Consider the following 15,574-nt stretch of genomic DNA (forward strand, 5'->3'; position numbering starts at 1 on the left):
CTTTCAGGTTCAGGACACGCTTTTTTTATGTCTGCGCAGCCAGATTAATTTGTAGGCGGCAGGAATAATGAACAGGGACAGCAGCGGAGCCGTGATCATCCCACCAATCATGGGTGCCGCGATACGGCTCATGACTTCTGAACCTGCACCGGTTCCCCAGAGTATTGGCAGCAGACCCGCAATGATCACCGCCACGGTCATGGCTTTCGGCCGGACACGCAGTACGGCACCATGATAGAGGGCTTCATCAAGGCCTTCCGGTGTGAACGTCTCTTTACGGGACAATTCCGGGTGCGCTTCAATGGCATGACGCAGATACATCAGCATGACCACGCCAAACTCTGCTGCCACCCCGGCCAGAGCGATAAACCCCGTTCCGGTTGCGACAGACATATGGAAGCCCTGCCAGTACAGGAACCATATCCCGCCAACCAGGGCGAACGGCAGGCTCATCAGGATCAGCAGGGCTTCATCAACCCGGCGGAATGCCAGATACAACAGGATGAAGATGATCATCACCGTCATCGGCACCATCAGCTTCAGTTTCTTGTTGGCATGCTCAAGCAGTTCAAACTGTCCGGAGAATGACACGCTGGTACCCGGTCTCAGTTTCACTTTCTGACTGATCGCCGTTTTAATGTCATTAACCACCGACACCATATCCCTGCCGCGCGCGTCAATGTAAATCCAGCTGGCTGGACGGGCATTTTCCGTTTTCAGCATAGTCGGCCCGGAAACGACCTTAATATCCGCAACATCGCCCAGCGTGATCTGCTGCTTCATCGGGGTCAGGATCGGCATCTGTTTCAGGGCCTGCGGGCTGTTCCGGTAATCCTGCGGATAGCGGATATTAATCGGGTACCGGGCCACGCCTTCAACCGTTTCCCCTACCGTCGCGCCGCCGATGGCTGATGAGATGAACAGCTGCACATCGCCCACCGTCATTCCGTAGCGGGAGGCTTTTTCCCGGTTGATATCCACATCAATGTAGCGCCCGCCTTCCAGTCGCTCTGCGAGAGCAGACACTACGCCGGGTACGGTTTTGGCGACCGCTTCGATACTCTGCGCCGTTGCATCGATATCGGACAGAACCGTTCCGGACACCTTGATACCTATCGGGCTTTTGATCCCGGTTGAGAGCATATCAATACGGTTACGGATTGGCGGCACCCAGAGGTTTGCCAGCCCCGGTAAACGGACGGTCCTGTCGAGTTCTTCAATAATCTTGTCAATCGTCATGCCTGGACGCCACTGATCCTCAGGTTTGAGCTGGATCGTGGTTTCAACCATTTCGAGCGGTGCGGAATCCGTGGCGGTCTCTGCTTTACCGGTCTTGCCAAATACAGAGGCCACTTCAGGAACGCTTTTGATTAACTTGTCCGTCGTCTGCAGGAGCGCTGCAGCTTCAGCCGGAGAGACACCCGGCAGGGTCGACGGCATATACAACAGGTCGCCCTCGTTAATCTTCGGCAGAAACTCACCGCCCACCTGGCTCAGCGGCCAGATAACGGTGAAAATGGACAAGGCCGCAACCAGCAGGGTTGTTTTTGGCCAGTGGAGAACCCGCAACAGCAATGGATGATACGCTTTGATCAGTACCCGGTTCAGGGGGTTACTGGTCTCTGCAGGAATTTTCCCCCGGATCCAGAATCCCATCAGAATCGGAATGACGATGATGGCCAGCGCGGCCGCGCCCGCCATGGAGTACGTTTTCGTGAATGCCAGCGGGCCAAACAGACGTCCTTCCTGACCTTCCAGGGTAAAGATAGGAATAAAGGACAGGGTGATGATCAGCAGGCTGATAAACAGTGCGGGTCCCACTTCAACGGAGGCATCGGTAATCACCTTCCAGCGGGTGGCGTTGTCAATCTGCTCACCCGGATGCTGATGATCCCACTCCTCAAGCCGCTTATGCGCATTCTCAATCATCACAATGGCGGCATCCACCATCGCACCGACGGCAATCGCTATCCCTCCCAGCGACATGATATTGGCGTTCAGTCCCTGGAAGTGCATGACGATAAAGGCGATACACAGACCAAGCGGCAGAGAGATAATCGCCACCAGGGCAGAACGTACGTGCCACAGGAACAGGGCACAGACGATGGCCACCACGATAAACTCTTCCAGAAGTTTGGAACTGAGGTTATCAATCGCCCGGTCGATGAGCTGGCTGCGATCGTAGGTGGTCACGATTTCAACGCCTTCCGGCAGGCTGGCCTTCAGCGTCTCAAGTTTATCCCTCACTGCCGTGATAACGTCGCGTGCATTTTTACCCGACCGCAGGATCACCACGCCGCCAGCGACTTCGCCCTGGCCGTTCAGCTCGGCAATACCACGCCGCATTTCAGGCCCGGTCTGCACGCGGGCAACATCCCGCAGATAAACCGGCACGCCGTTCTCGCCTGTTTTCAGGACGATGTTATTAAAATCATCAATGCTCTGAAGATAACCGCTGGCACGGACCATATACTCAGCTTCGGCCATTTCAACGGATGAGCCACCGGCCTCCTGGTTAGACGATTCAAGGGCCTGTTTCACTTCGGGCAGGCTGATACCATACTGAGACAATTTTACCGGATTGACCTGAATCTGGTACTGTTTCACCACGCCGCCAACCGAAGCGACCTCAGCCACGTTCGGGATGGTTTTCAGCTCAAATTTCAGGAACCAGTCCTGCAGAGAACGCAGTTCTGAAAGGTCGTGTTTTCCGCTGCGATCGACAAGGGCATATTCAAATATCCAGCCCACCCCCGTGGCGTCCGGACCGATTTCAGAACTCACACCGGCGGGCAGTTTTCCCTGTACCTGGTTCAGGTACTCCAGCACGCGGGAACGGGCCCAGTACAGATCGGTGCCGTCTTCAAAAATGACATACACATACGAATCACCGAACTGTGAAAAACCACGCACGGTTTTTGCGCCAGGCACGGACAGCATGGTGGTGGTAAGTGGATAGGTGACCTGGTTTTCTACAATCTGCGGGGCCTGGCCGGGATAGCTGGTTTTGATAATGACCTGCACATCTGACAGGTCAGGCAAGGCATCGACAGGCGTGTTAATAATCGTCCATGTGCCCCAGATGCTGAGAAACAGGGCCCCCATCATGACCAGGAAACGGTTGGCGACAGAGCGCCGGATAATCCATTCAATCATCGTCGTCTCCTCAGTGCCCTGAATGCATATTTACAGGCTGGTCAGACATTGCTGGCATACTGCTTTCTGTTTTTTCAGGGTGGCGCATACGTTCCAGTGCGCCCGTAATATTGGCTTCAGAGTCAATGAGGAACAGGCCACTGACCACCACGGTATCGCCTTCATTCAGGCCGGAGCCGATGCCGGACTGTTGCTGTGACTCATGCAGAACGTGGATCTGTTTCGGCACAAACTTGCCTTCATCATCAACAGTAATCACGCGCTGTTCTTTGCCGGTATCGATAACGGCCTGGCTTGGTATCAGCAGCATCTCCTGGCTTCTGGTATTCAGTTTCAGATAGGCATTCATGCCCGGCTTGAGAAACTCATCCTTATTAGAAACCTGGAGACGGACCTGAAGCGTACGGGTTGTCTGATCCACGCTGGGAAGAATATTCCATTTTTCGACATGGAATGTTTTATCCGGATAAGCCGGTACCGAAATTTCAAACTGCGACGTATCTTTCAGCAGATAGGCGATAGATTCTGGCACTGCAGCGCTGATCCAGACCGGGTCCATTCCCTGAATCTGAGCCACCACCTTATCTTTCGAAATATTCATGCCGGTGCGCAGGTCAAATGCAGTAATGACACCATCAATAGGTGCTTTAATGGTAAAACGGGTCTGAATGCTCCGGGTAGAACGCAGTCTCTGAATATCCTCTTCCGGCATACCTGCCAGGCGAAGCCGTTCCAGAACGCCTTTAATTTGCGTGGAAGTACCACCGGTGCTGGATAACAGAAGGAATTCACTCTGTGCTTCCACCCAGTCCGGAATGGTAATATCGATAAGTGGCGTCCCCTTCTTCACATGATCGCCAATCGTCATGGGGTAGACTTTTTCGACAAACCCGTCAGAACGCGCCTGCACAATAACAAACTGATACTCGTTATAGCTGACATTAGCCGGGATTGTCTGAGAATAATTCAGCATTCCTCGCGTGACTTTTTGCGTTTTTAATCCCAGATTCTGAACCTGGGTTGGGTCGATACGGATCCCGCCACTGCTTTTATCGCCACTGTCATCAGCATATTTTGGCACCAGGTCCATATCCATAAAGGGCGATTTTCCGGGTTTATCAAATTTGGTATCCGGTTTCATTGGGTCATACCAGAAAAGCACCTTTCGTTCCGGTGCCTTTTGTTCTGTTTTTTCTGTCTTTTGTGCTGAGTTTACATACTGCCAGGCAGTAACCGATATCAGCCCCCCTGCTATGAGGCTGCTGATAATTATTGCAGCATATTTTATCTTTAAAGAAGCCATACAATTTTCCGCTAAAAAATCAAAACACCTGGCATATGCGCCTGACGGTTAACTCACACATATACCTATGTGAATGTACAGGCGCACAGGATGTAATCGCTCCGGACAGCCAATCAGGACTGCGTCACGTTAATGCTTTTGAGTAAGGAGATATTGCCCTGCTGAATAAACGAGAAATCGACATGGTTGCCTGTTTTCAGGGCATTAATAGCATCGTCTGCATTAACAAAAGTAAAGCGCATGGTCATTGCAGGCCAGCCCACCGCTGGAATTGCTTCATGCGAAATGGTGATTTTCTTAGTATTCATATCAATGTCTTTAACGACACCGGTGCCCTTGATAACTTGCTGTACCGAAGCATCACTGGCAGTATTCATATCGCCATGCTGATGTGTTTCAGCATGAAGACCGGCAGAAAACATGACAGAGAAGGCACCAAATAAAACGGCTTTAAGTGAATTACGCATTTTAATTTCCTGATTAATTAAATAAATTTACTCTACCCAACCGCCACCCAGCGCGGTAAACAGATTAATTTCGTTAACCTGCCGGGAATAGGTAAGATCGAGAATGGTTTGCTGGGTAGCGAAGAGGGAACGTTCTGCATCCAGCACTTCGATGTAACTGACAGCACCACTTGCATACAATCCTCTGGCACGCTGGAGAGTTATCTGAAGTGAATCAAGATAACGCTGCTGTGACTCAAGTTGCTGGCTAAGGCTGTCGCGCAGCGCAAGCGTGTCGGAAACATCCTTAAAGGCTGACTGAATTTTTTGTTCGTAATTAACCACCGACTGTTGCTGGCGAATTTCAGCCAGCTTCAGATTGGCTTTATTCCTGCCAGCATTAAATATAGGAATTTCAATTTTAGGGATAAAATTCCACATTCCACTTCCTGACGTAAACAGGCTGGACAGCTCCGTACTGCTTGCGGAAAGACCACTGGTCAGGGTAATTGAGGGGAAAAAGGCCGCTCGCGCTGCGCCAATATTGGCATCAGCCGCTTTCAGCTGATATTCCGCTTCCATAATATCCGGTCGCTGCAGCAAAATTTGTGAAGACAGATTTGGTGGCAATTTTACTGGGGCTATCTCCCCGCCTTTCATCCCTTTTTCTGACGGAAGTGCGCGGTACGTTCCCAGCACCAGTTGCAGGGCATTGTTTGCCTGAGCCAGATCGCCTTCTCGTTTGGCTATTTCGGCGCGGGTACTTTCGATTTGTCCTCGCGCCTGTTCAAGTGCCAGAACGTTCGTACTCCCGGTCACGAGCTGCTGCTCAACGAAAGCATAGGACTGTTGATAATTTTTCAGCGTTTCCCGCGCAATACGAAGTTGTTCGTACGCCAGTTGCTGGCTGAAATAGCTTTGTGAAACGTTGGATACCAGCAGGATGTGTACGGCCCGACGGGCTTCTTCGCTGGCAAAGTAGTTCTGGCGATCAGCATCACTCATGTTCTTAAGTTTGCCGAAAAAATCGAGCTCATAGCTGAGCTCCAGTCTCGCGTCGTACTCCTGTGTGGTCGGCTTGTCACCTTTCAGACCACCGCTGTATGTTATCCCGGATGAGGCATTCAGCTGGGGATAACGATCTGCATCCGTGACGTTGAACTGGGCTCGGGCCTCTTCAACCTTCAGGGCAGCCATTCTCAAATCACGGTTATTAGTCAGAGCTTCACCGATCAACCGGGTAACCTGGGGATCGACAAAAAAGTTACGCCAGCCCGTATCCTGATAGCCATTTACCGCTGGCGTCAGGCTGTTATGGGACAGTGAAAACTGCTGGGGTACCGGTGCTGCGGGCCGCTGATATTCAGGCGCAAGCGACACGCAGCCTGCCAGGATGAATATCGTGCTAATGCTGAGTAATTTTAATTTGAACATAACGCTTCTCGTCCAGGCAGACCTGGTAAATGGTTCAAATGAAGTCCAGAGTATTGATAGGGGTACTTTACCTAACGCTCTCTGTTTGCCGGGTGACAGGATAATGACAATGTTGTCATTTTTGCTGTAATCCGTTGATAACGATCGTGGGCGCAATAGAATGACATTAGCAGCCAGCCGGGGAGCAAGATGAAAATATTGATCGTCGAAGACGAAATTAAAACAGGTGAATATCTCAGCAAAGGGCTTACAGAGGCAGGGTTCGTAGTGGATCACGCTGATAATGGTCTTACCGGATATCATCTCGCCATGACAGCCGAGTATGATTTAGTCATTCTGGATATCATGCTACCTGATGTGAACGGCTGGGATATCATCCGCATGCTGCGCACTGCCGGAAAGGGTATGCCGGTCTTACTGCTGACAGCCCTCGGCACGATCGAACATAGGGTCAAAGGACTGGAACTGGGTGCGGACGATTATCTGGTTAAACCCTTTGCGTTTGCCGAACTGCTCGCCCGGGTGAGAACCCTTCTGAGGCGGGGAAACACGATGATCACGGAAAGCCAGTTTAAGGTGGCTGACCTCTCGATTGATCTCGTATCCAGAAAAGTCAGTCGCGCCGGAAACCGCATTGTGCTCACCAGTAAAGAGTTCAGCCTGCTGGAATTCTTCATTCGCCATCAGGGAGAGGTTCTTCCCCGCTCCCTGATTGCCTCTCAGGTCTGGGACATGAATTTTGACAGCGACACTAATGCGATCGATGTCGCAGTAAAGCGACTCCGCGCTAAAATAGACAACGATTACGAGACAAAGCTGATCCAGACAGTCCGGGGCGTGGGCTACATGCTGGAGGTCCCGGATGCATAGCAAACCTTCCAGACGCCCTTTCTCACTCGCTCTGCGGCTGACCTTTTTTATCAGCCTGTCCACGATACTGGCTTTTATCGCATTCACCTGGTTTATGCTGCATTCTGTTGAAAATCATTTTGCCGAGCAGGATGTCAGCGATCTTCAACAAATCAGCACCACACTGAACCGTATACTGCAGTCCCCGGTGGATCCGGATGATAAAAAAATAAGCAAAATAAAGGAATCAATTGCCAGCTACCGCAACGTTGCCCTTTTGCTCCTCAATCCCAGGGGGGAAGTGCTCTTTAGCTCAGCTCAGGGGGCGGCACTACGCCCGGCAGTGAATTCAGCAGATTTTAGCGAGCACAGCCGCGCACGGGATGTCTTTCTCTGGACGGTGGAGGATCCTGCGGGACCGATGGATACCGGGTCCGAAATGAAGATGGAAACATACAGGATTATCGCCTCCTCTGGTCAGGCGATATTTCAGGGCAAACAGCAGAACTATGTCATGCTGACTGGCCTATCCATTAATTTCCATCTCCATTACCTCGATGCGCTGAAAAAGAACCTGATTGCGATTGCCGTCGTGATAAGCCTGTTGATTGTTCTGATCATTCGAATCGCTGTCCGTCAGGGGCACCTGCCCCTTCGTAATGTCAGCAATGCCATTAAAAACATCACCTCCGAGAATCTTGATGCGCGACTGGAACCGACACGCGTTCCCATTGAGCTGGAGCAACTGGTTATCTCGTTCAATCATATGATTGGAAAGATTGAGGATGTCTTTACCCGCCAGGCCAATTTCTCTGCCGATATCGCGCATGAGATCAGAACGCCCATCACCAATCTGGTGACGCAGACTGAAATCGCACTGAGTCAGGATCGAACACAGAGGGAACTTGAGGATGTCCTCTATTCCAGTCTTGAAGAGTATAACCGGATGACCAAAATGGTCAGCGATATGCTGTTCCTGGCACAGGCAGATAATAATCAGCTGATACCTGACAGGGTCATGTTTGACCTCAGAGCGGAAGTCATGAAAGTCTTCGAGTTTTTCGAAGCCTGGGCCGAAGAACGCAATATCACGCTCAAATTTAACGGGATGCCCTGCCTGGTTGAGGGAGATCCACAAATGTTCAGAAGGGCGATCAATAATCTGTTATCCAATGCCCTGCGTTATACCCCGGAGGGACAGGCAATCACCGTCTCAATAAGAGAGCAGGAGAGCTTTTTTGACCTTGTGATTGAAAATCCGGGGAAACCAATCCCTGAAGAGCATTTATCAAGGTTGTTTGACCGTTTTTATCGGGTGGATCCGTCCAGACAACGAAAAGGAGAAGGCAGCGGCATCGGCCTTGCGATTGTGAAGTCAATCGTGGAAGCACATCACGGAAGAGTGCAGGTGGAATCGGACGTACACTCAACGCGTTTTATCTTATCCGTGCCCAGACTGGAGAAAATGATTCCGGACACCCAGTGCTGGGAATAAAGATTTAAATGACAAAGATGTCATTAGCCTGTCATGCAGCAAACAGAAGCCATTCGATATAATTAGTGCAACTTATCAGGAAGGCTGGATTGCTTTATCAATATCCGGCGTCAGTGGACGCCAGGAAATGAATATCCAGTCCCCTCCCGGAGAAATAAACACTTCCGAACCTGTTTCAGTTATGGAACTGAAAACACCGGTTGTACTCCCCCGGACATCACTAATTAAGAAATGGAGAGTTATCATGAAAAATATCGTATTAGCATCCTTGCTGGGCTTTGGCTTAATTTCTTCGGCCTGGGCCACTGAAACCGTGAATATCCATGAGCGGGTCAACAATGCACAGGCACCTGCTCACCAGATGCAGTCTGCTGCGGCTCCTGTCGGGATCCAGGGGACTGCACCTCGTATGGCCGGTATGGACCAGCATGAACAGGCCATTATTGCTCATGAAACCATGACGAACGGGTCGGCGGATGCGCACCAGAAAATGGTGGAAAGTCATCAGAGGATGATGGGAAGTCAGACCGTTTCCCCTACCGGGCCGTCGAAGTCATTAGCGGCAATGAATGAGCATGAAAGAGCTGCAGTTGCCCATGAATTTATGAATAACGGTCAGTCTGGCCCACATCAGGCCATGGCCGAAGCGCATCGTCGCATGCTCAGTGCAGGCTGACGGCGAGGGAAGTATCTGTGCTGTCCTTATTTCCTTGATAGATTTTTCCGTAACCGGATATATGGCAACATCTTTGCCCCCTACAGGGGGCATTTTTATCAGATTCTGCTACAGTTAACGGGCATCAACGCTAAAAGGATATTTTTTATGAAAGCCAGAAACACTTTATTTGCAGTATTAATGTTATCCCTGCCAGCGATTTCAGCAGAACATTCAGAAATGAAAATGACTGATATGTCTACCTCGGCTTCGTCACAGGAATATATGGCTGGCATGAAAGACATGCATGACAAAATGATGGCTGCCGTAAATGAGTCCGATCCCGACAAGGCTTTTGCGAAAGGCATGGTAGCGCACCATGAAGGGGCAATAGCAATGGCTGAGACCGAGCTCAAATACGGAAAAGATCCGAAAATGAGAAAGCTCGCGCAGGACATCATTAAAGCTCAAAAAGGTGAAATTGAGCAGATGAATAAATGGCTTGATAGTCAAAAGTAAACATTGTAGAAATGTCACGACAAGCGTGATTTTACATCGTTCCTGGGCGCGGGAGTCGGTTAATCTTTATATAATTCAAACCCGATTAATTTCGGGTTTTTACTACTCTGTACTCCGGTCCTTTGTTGAGGACCGGAATATATGCACCTGAGATGCTTATTTAATACATTATCTCGTCATGGATACAATGTCGCTCAGGATCTCAACCAGCTCGCTTCTCTCCTGCGTTCCGTCATGATAGGTTGATCTTGAGATGATTCTTTCTGATGTCATCTGAGGCCAGAATTTATCTAGTACATTATCGGGTTTCATTCCCACAGCCCGGCCGATTATTTTTTTAGCGTCACAGGTGTCCGTAAACGTGACGGCTACACCAGTAATTTCCTCGATAAGATCCGGGCACAGATAGTTTTCTATCTCACGTTTGCGCGTAGCGAAAAATACCTTACCGGCCTCCTCTACTTCTTTTTTACGCTTCTGGATGGACAGAACCTGTGCAGGGTCTCCCCCAATATCGGAGTCCAGAAATACGCACCAGGGAAGCCCCAGATCTTTGGCCAGATTCAATGTAACCCAGTGTTTGACGCTACCACACCCTCCTATGAGGACTGGCACTATTTTCACGTCCTCCAGAGAGGCTGGCAGCGCACCTGACTGTTTTAATGAACTGGCCGCATGCCTCAGGAAAGTAACATCCGACTTTCCCTCTACCAGAACAATCCCCTGCGCCCTTTCCATACCGGTCTCTGGCAGCACCCCCAGGCTTTCAGTGGCTTCCTTCAGCACTGCGTCATCCGGCATTTTTACTACGGGTTCACCCGCCTCATTTCGGGTAACATAACGTACGCCTTCGACAGGGATTAATCCGGCCAGCGCCGGGACATGGGTGGTGACGATAATCTGACGGTGCGGCTGGCCTGCCAGTGCCAGTAACGCTTTCATCAGCATCATCTGATAGTTCGGATGCTGTGACGTTTCAGGCTCCTCTATGGCATAAATCACATTTCTGGGCGTCCCCGCGACATTCTTTTCAGCCTCAGCCCGAAAAAATTCAACAGGATAAGCCTCCTTATCCCGCTGCCGCGCTTATTGATGGGGATGCCATTTTCCCCGTCCAGGGTGAAATTGAAGGTCCACTTGGGTTTCTCCTTAAATCGTGGAGTCAGTTCACTGGCGAGTTCGGGGGCCATTTCACGTAATTTATCCAGCGTTCTCTGTGCGACATCCAGGACGCTGTCCTGAATCTCATTTTCCAGCGCTGTAATTTTGTCCTGCAGCGCAGCCTGAGCGTCTTTTACGGCCTGCTGTAAGGGGTTTTTAGCTTCGGAATCCCCGTCGCTGCTTTCCCTGTCGGCTTTGAAAATCGCATACGTGGGCAGCAAATCGAGGATCTTACCCCATAATGATTTTGTGTCGGTTCCGAACTCTTTATCGACATCCAGCATAATTTCCGAACAGGTATAGGGGGCTGCGGCTTCCCTGATGGCCTGACGCCATAACGATGCAGTGCGTTTATCCGCCACATTTTTTTCAACTTCTTTTCCCACCGCCTTGAGCTCAGAAATTTTCATGCCCAGTAAATTTCTCAGGGGCTCCTCATCCGGGTGGATGCAGCGGATGCAGGTCTGCTCCGGTTTTCCTGAGGTCGTTGCTTTAAACGTTTTGACGATTTCAAAATTGCCGTCCTCATTCAGCAGATGTTCTGAGGCGAGCGTGGTCTGCACCCTGTCGTCGATCATGATAAAATCGGGCAGGTCATCAAATTCACAGGCTATTTCAAAACGGCCGTCCCCTTCTCTTAGGCTGAAACAGTTCATGTCATTCTTGTCAGCCTTCATTCCTTCTGTTTCAAAAAAAATAGCCAGCGCTTCCAGAAGCGTTGATTTCCCAAAGTCATTACGACCGACAATACCCGTCATGCTTTCATCAATAATGATTTCAGTAGAGTTTCTGTAGCCTCTGAAGTTTTTCAGTTTTAATTTTCTGAGCCGCATATGAAGTCCTGTGTGTAAGAAAGCGTTTTGCTGCAACCTGAATACAAAATATATTTTCAAATGCCTGCCAACAAGCAGGGATAACCGTTATTCAGAATATCTTAACGACATTTCGGGATTATGATCTGGTCGCGCTTTCAGAACTTTACTGCCCCTCAAAACACCGGAAACTAACTTGTGGTTGGTTACATGGCAAAGTTAAAACTCCAGAATCACGGGTAATGATTTCAATGCTTATTATATTTTTTGGAATTGACTCATGAGCTTTATAATTTAAATGATAATAATAACCATTCTTTTATGCGTAATATTTGCTACTGACACTGATGAATTTAAAAGAAGATAGATTTTCATTTACGGATTATTTCCTAAATTCATCGATAATGTGATCGACATAAAATTTTCACTGAAGAATGAAGAGATAATTTAAGGCCGAGCGAAATAGCTCAAAATGGTGTATTTAACATAACAGAAGAAATGAAAGGCTCTATCGCAACCTGATACTTCAGGCCGCTAAGGGGTTAATCTTGTTGAAGAAAAATTAGACCGGGAAGCGCCAGGCGTCACCATTTCTCCCGCCTGGCTGGAAGTGAAGAATAATTGTGCATAGCTCCGTATTCGGGCTTTGCATCTGACAATGGTTCCCTGGATGAAAGTACGATCTCCACTCCAAGGACGCTGAACACCCTAAACAAACGCTCAAAACCCGCACTTGCAGGGTTGGCCTCTAGTCGGGCATAAGTTTGCTGTGTTATACCCAAACGTTCAGAAACATCTTTTTGCGTCAGTCCATTGGCTTTGCGAAAGCCGATTAAAACAGGACGTAACTGATTCAAAGTCTTCAAAGCGTATTGAGTGTTCATAAGTGACCTTCCGTATCGACGAGTTAACAAGCATAACGCAGGGATTTACAGCATATAGGCTGTAATGCTCATTAACAGACTATAGGCTGTAATACGAATCCTGCCAAGATGCGGCATCTTTCAAATACAAGGCCGTATTGGGTAAGCAGTACACCGTTATATAGCACCCCTTGCCCCTTTGCTGGAGAGGGACCCACGTGATCGCAGGTCTTTTAGACGTTGTTGCTAACCGGCATCATACACAGGTGGTAACCCCCAGGGAAACTCTATGAGTGATAATTTATTCCTGCCCCAGTCAAAATATAAAACCTTATCTAACTAGCTTTCTTAGTATTTTATAAATGAAGTGAAATTAGCGAAGAAGTTTTACATTGTAAAGTGAGCAAAAATATTTACCATTCAACTGGCAAAATTTACAATCTGCAGCCCTTAGCCTGAGAAAATGCACATTAACAGAATAATCATCAAGTCCGATAGAGGCATAACTTACGTCCTCAAAAATATCAGAAATAAATGAGTTGAAATTACAAAAATTAACTTCACTTAACATCTTGAACACCGCAGAAATATATCTATCATGCATTATCTTGACTTCGATAACCTTAGATAAACTTGAATGCGACTTACATTTGAAGAGATCAAAGAGAAAGTAAATCAGCATATTTTTATTGTCCGAAATCCATTTTAAAATTTTATTACGTGCACATGGTAATATATACACTGGATTTTTGAAAGGGTTTGAAACGTCAACCACAAGGGAACAATAACCATGAGGATTTATTCCACTTATAATTAAGTCACTAAGTCCTTTCACTGCATTCAAATAGTTATCAAAACAAACCTCATATAAACTGGTACTATGAACTGCACATTTAGATTCAAACAACCATCTATGACGCAGATAACCAATGCCTTTAGAGTGTATATCTTCAACAATACATTTGTGACAGTAACGAATGTTTGAGATGTTTACCAATGGATATGAATTAGTTATGTGAAAATTTTTCCGACAGGCATCTTCAACAGCGTTAAAATACCCGTAAACACCAGAAGATAACGACACTATATTGGAAGTTAGTATATAACCATTTCTAGTGGCAAGAATGTCATATATATCCTGCAAGCTATGCAATTTGTACATATCAATCAGTTCGAAACGAGGAAAGGCATCGTACCTTAGTGCGCCATGCTTTGATATTATGTTCCTGCAATTGGATAAGTTATACATTATCTGTGAACGCAGAAGAAAACTGTGCCACAATTCATTTTCGTAAACCATATAACTCCCTCTTATTTAATTAGTTCCATTTTTCTGAGAAGTATCATTGTCATTGGTAGTTTATCTCTGTATTTCAAAAGCCAGCCATGCCCTCCCAGTAAAGCATCTAGACTTGTAAGTGACATCGAGTACTGCCCCTGAGATAAAACATCATTTATTAATGATGATGAGATAATATCTCTCTCGCTCCAGTCTACTCTTTTATTTTTATAGCATCGTATTGTTTTAGGAAGACAGGAATTAAGCCAGTCACATTCATGTTTATTTAGCCAATAGAAACTTGCATAACAACTTTCTTTGACTAACTTTCGTGTTATAGAAACGGATTGATTATGTATAAATCTTAATATTTTCTGCTTATGACGCCGTCTTAAAGAATCTTTTTTACATTTTTTACGCCATGAGCATAAACCGTAACAAGATGAAATTACAGAGGATACAGCTCCTTCCGATAATGAGTTTTTCTCAGCTATGGATGCCAGACTAACCCCCCTTACAGCCATAGACTTGATAAGCAATTCAGTGAATATATTAATTTTTGTGTTTCGCTTAAACGCCCTCAGGTATTTTTTATAAATAAGTGTTTTAATGTAACATCTGCTGCGACTAAATTCCTTCCCAAGGTTGCTAACACTAGTATTATTTTCAACTATATGAAAACTGTATTTCTTATGACTTTTAAAGATTTCTTTCTTTTTATTAGTACGACTTCCTGCATACGTTGGCCAGCAAGTATTTAACAAACAATAACAAAGCAAAAGATGCTTTGTGGGATGCTGACAACATTTGTCTTTGAGTATAGGCTCCCAGTAATGATAATCAGTTAGGGATGTTGGTATAAGTCCCGATGAACCCTCCCCAAATAACTGGCACTTAGCATAAACATGTGCGTAGAATACATTTTTCTTTAAATTTCCATCCAATGATAATAAATTCAACTTTTTAAGTACATCCATGTAATTGGGGTGTGTAATATCTTTTCTTCTGATTATATTTAGGGACTCATAACAAAACTTAGCAAAATCGAAGTCTATCTCATTGCTAAGTTGTTCTGTATACGAAACAGGAGGCATCAGTCCAATACGTATGTGCGGTGAAGAAGGGACATGGATGCTTTCAAGCGCTACCGGATGCCGATGGCAGGTTGTAACCCCATGAAGCTGATGCGCCAGATGCCAATAAGTAACACCATAATGAAAAGTATCTTCACGAGCGCAAACCGGGCAAAACTTCAATAGTGTGCGCTGCCCTAGTGAAAAATTACTAAGGCGGCACAATCGATTAAGCCTGGCAGGGGTCGTGTTGAAATCCATAATTTCATTACGACTGATTGGTAGTGCCCAGGCAAAAAGAGGGAGTAAAGTCTGTTCATGCCAGAGCTGATCTGCACTTTCGGATGTATGAAGAGAAATAGCCTTTAATCCTGAATTGAGAATTGGATGGACGTTCATATCAGGTTTGTTGAAAATGATCGTTAACAGAGAAGATGGGGACATACCGTACACGGTAGTTGTCCGACAAAACCGGCTGAACAAGGATTCATCAGGCAAAACAGGCAACATTCTCATTTCCCACACCTCT

At 47.3% G+C, this 15,574-nt stretch carries 12 protein-coding genes and 1 pseudogene; 4 read left to right on the forward strand and 9 right to left on the reverse strand.

Annotation, left to right across the window (positions count from 1 at the left end; genetic code table 11):
• Window positions 1-9: 9 nt before the first annotated feature.
• The 4 genes from silA to silC form a co-directional block, all read right to left on the reverse strand.
• The gene (silA, locus tag HWQ15_RS06830) at window positions 10-3,156 is read right to left on the reverse strand and encodes a Cu(+)/Ag(+) efflux RND transporter permease subunit SilA (protein WP_000574029.1); all 3,147 of its coding nucleotides are present in this window, start codon (window positions 3,154-3,156) and stop codon (window positions 10-12) included.
• Between the two features lie 10 nt (window positions 3,157-3,166).
• On the reverse strand, window positions 3,167-4,459 hold the full coding sequence (gene silB / locus HWQ15_RS06835) for a Cu(+)/Ag(+) efflux RND transporter periplasmic adaptor subunit SilB (protein WP_000157620.1): 1,293 nt from the start codon (window positions 4,457-4,459) through the stop codon (window positions 3,167-3,169).
• 113 nt (window positions 4,460-4,572) lie between these two features.
• Window positions 4,573-4,926 (reverse strand): cation efflux system protein CusF, encoded by a 354-nt coding sequence (cusF, locus tag HWQ15_RS06840; protein WP_001246155.1) that lies wholly within the window; start codon window positions 4,924-4,926, stop codon window positions 4,573-4,575.
• A gap of 27 nt (window positions 4,927-4,953) precedes the next feature.
• Window positions 4,954-6,339, reverse strand: a complete 1,386-nt coding sequence (gene silC, locus HWQ15_RS06845; protein ID WP_000475506.1) for a Cu(+)/Ag(+) efflux RND transporter outer membrane channel SilC — start codon at window positions 6,337-6,339, stop codon at window positions 4,954-4,956.
• Between the two features lie 189 nt (window positions 6,340-6,528).
• Between silC and silR the strand changes: the two genes are divergently transcribed.
• From silR to HWQ15_RS06865, 4 genes are all read left to right on the forward strand, one after another.
• The gene (gene silR / locus HWQ15_RS06850; RefSeq protein ID WP_000697968.1) at window positions 6,529-7,209 is read left to right on the forward strand and encodes a copper/silver response regulator transcription factor SilR; all 681 of its coding nucleotides are present in this window, start codon (window positions 6,529-6,531) and stop codon (window positions 7,207-7,209) included.
• Window positions 7,202-8,683, forward strand: a complete 1,482-nt coding sequence (gene silS / locus HWQ15_RS06855) for a copper/silver sensor histidine kinase SilS (protein WP_000555736.1) — start codon at window positions 7,202-7,204, stop codon at window positions 8,681-8,683. Before silR ends, silS begins: the two co-directional genes overlap by 8 nt.
• 244 nt (window positions 8,684-8,927) lie before the next feature.
• Window positions 8,928-9,359 carry a silver-binding protein SilE gene (silE, locus tag HWQ15_RS06860; RefSeq protein WP_000790485.1) on the forward strand — a complete coding sequence of 144 codons (432 nt, stop codon included), beginning with the start codon at window positions 8,928-8,930 and terminating at the stop codon, window positions 9,357-9,359.
• A gap of 147 nt (window positions 9,360-9,506) precedes the next feature.
• A complete protein-coding gene (locus HWQ15_RS06865; protein ID WP_000647571.1) occupies window positions 9,507-9,857 on the forward strand; it encodes a DUF305 domain-containing protein in 351 nt (116 codons plus the stop codon).
• Window positions 9,858-10,025: 168 nt separating this feature from the next.
• Here HWQ15_RS06865 and HWQ15_RS23440 read toward each other — a convergent pair whose 3' ends face one another.
• The 5 genes and pseudogenes from HWQ15_RS23440 to HWQ15_RS06885 all read right to left on the reverse strand — a co-directional run bounded on the left by HWQ15_RS23440 (window position 10,026) and on the right by HWQ15_RS06885 (window position 15,561).
• Window positions 10,026-10,808, reverse strand: coding sequence for an ATP-dependent endonuclease (locus HWQ15_RS23440; RefSeq protein WP_326972508.1), 783 nt, complete (start codon window positions 10,806-10,808; stop codon window positions 10,026-10,028).
• Window positions 10,788-11,851, reverse strand: a pseudogene (locus HWQ15_RS23445) (ATP-binding protein); the annotation flags it as partial. The gene HWQ15_RS23440 and the pseudogene HWQ15_RS23445, both read right to left, overlap by 21 nt.
• Window positions 11,852-12,414: 563 nt before the next feature.
• A complete protein-coding gene (locus HWQ15_RS06875) occupies window positions 12,415-12,714 on the reverse strand; it encodes a helix-turn-helix transcriptional regulator (protein WP_001097216.1) in 300 nt (99 codons plus the stop codon).
• 352 nt (window positions 12,715-13,066) lie between these two features.
• Window positions 13,067-13,993 (reverse strand): hypothetical protein, encoded by a 927-nt coding sequence (locus HWQ15_RS06880; RefSeq protein ID WP_000262423.1) that lies wholly within the window; start codon window positions 13,991-13,993, stop codon window positions 13,067-13,069.
• 11 nt (window positions 13,994-14,004) lie between these two features.
• On the reverse strand, window positions 14,005-15,561 hold the full coding sequence (locus tag HWQ15_RS06885) for a TnsD family Tn7-like transposition protein (protein WP_048339097.1): 1,557 nt from the start codon (window positions 15,559-15,561) through the stop codon (window positions 14,005-14,007).
• Window positions 15,562-15,574 lie beyond the last annotated feature (13 nt).

The sequence above is a fragment of the Enterobacter sp. DSM 30060 genome, from assembly GCF_013375955.1.
In the GTDB taxonomy this organism is placed as follows: Bacteria; Pseudomonadota; Gammaproteobacteria; order Enterobacterales; family Enterobacteriaceae; genus Enterobacter; species Enterobacter intestinihominis.